The sequence below is a fragment of the Halalkalibaculum roseum genome (genome assembly GCF_011059145.1).
Lineage (GTDB): Bacteria > Bacteroidota > Rhodothermia > Balneolales > Balneolaceae > Halalkalibaculum > Halalkalibaculum roseum.
On record NZ_JAALLT010000013.1, the window covers coordinates 1 to 1,700 of the forward strand.

Annotated in this window: 1 protein-coding gene; it reads right to left on the reverse strand. The window is 29.1% G+C overall.

Annotated features, from left to right (window positions below):
- Nucleotides 1-117: 117 nt before the first annotated feature.
- On the reverse strand, nt 118-1,257 hold the full coding sequence (locus G3570_RS16270) for a sulfotransferase domain-containing protein (RefSeq protein ID WP_165143923.1): 1,140 nt from the start codon (nt 1,255-1,257) through the stop codon (nt 118-120).
- Between the last annotated feature and the right edge of the window lie 443 nt (nt 1,258-1,700).

A 1,700-nucleotide genomic window follows, 5' to 3' on the forward strand; every position in this document is an offset into this window, starting at 1 on the left:
ACCTTTACTTCACCATCTTTTCTCAATAACACTTCAGAATGAACAGATAGTAACCGCCCATACAGTTGGATTTTAAAAAATTGAAAAAAATAGCACTGGCACATGGTGCATAAATTATCATAAATCTTGAACACTAAGCACTTTAAAATTTTCTAAACTATAAAAATTCTGTCTTAATTCTTCTTCTGACGCTGATTTCCCTTTTAATAATTCAAGTCTGTAAGACTCTTTTAGAAGTTCCTCTGGATTAGTACTCATTTTTGGGTTTAATTTATCCATCTCACTAACCTGAAAGGGTTCTGTAAAATTTTCAGGATTTGAAGCGTTGCTAAAAAGTTTATAATTCAATGATAGCATCTCCGGTTTACAGATATATTCAATATAATTTATCGTATTATCTGTAAGATATTTTTTAAAATTTTCTAAGTTTTTTGAGTTTATCCCTCGGTGCGTTTTAGTTGAAGAATTACCTTTCCAATTCTTTCTTTCGTCTCCTGGTATACCTTCCTTGAAAAAACCTTTTGGAAATTCATTTACCTTTAGAGAATCCGTAATCTCTTTTAACACCTTATTTGTCCGAAGTAGCAAATCTTCATATCTGATCATCAAAAAATCTTTATGGTTTTTAAAAGTATTTGCTACCGCCACGCTTTTACGCCAATTCCTAAGATGAAATAATGCGGGCCTGTGCTCACCGGCATAATTTGTCCCTTTTCCTACATTTATTGATGTAAACACATCTCTTGGATCTCGCAAAATTAAAATGACTTTAATACTATTATTTAAATAATATTCTACAAACTCCTCAATTATTATTTCTTTTGTTCCAACAGCCTTAATGGAATCTTCTTTACATATTTCTGTTAGAAATGAACTGTAAAAATTAATTAAATTTTTGGAATCCATTTTTTTTATTAAATATTTTGATTCTTTGACTGAGGTATATTGCCCACCAAAGTCTTCCATACTTTGAAGAACTCTTTCAAAGTCTTTTGATGAAATCTCATAGCTATCTAAAAAATCAATAAATTGTTGGCGATTATAGCAAGTATTATTAAACAGATCATTCAATACATAATAAATATCCTTATACCCGAGTTGAGAAAAAAATTGTTGCTTAAGATGTCGATATAATTTAGGAAACGGCTGATATATTGCTCTTACTGATATATGAGCATCGAGTAATTTCTCGACTAAGGTTGTTCCAGACCTTAACATACCTGTTATCAAAAAAAGGCTATTACCTTGGTCGTTCATGTCCAATTTTTTCTTGTAATTCTTAATTGTTCTCTTCTTCAATTCTCTTCGGGGTAAGCTTTTTTCTTTTCATCCTTTTTTAGTAAGAAAGCTAATGGCTTTCTTACCGATATATTGCCAATTTTTTTTAAAAGAGTTTTACAAAAATAATTTGAGGTTTATTAATTCTACCTAACCAAAATTCATATCGATCTGAATATGTGAAAATTTGATTAGTTGAAATAGATTTCCCGACTTAGAAAAATCAATTATTATAATGTTTCCTTTAAACAATAAATAAATTATATTTTTTCCATGACCATTTTAATCCATTTAATGAATGAATAATTGTTTATATTTTTATTCTGTATGGATTTCTAATACTTTTTCAGGATTAATTTCAACTTTTGTTTCCTTAGAAAAATAAACTATAATACCCGGCCTTTTATCTGCCCCATCAATTA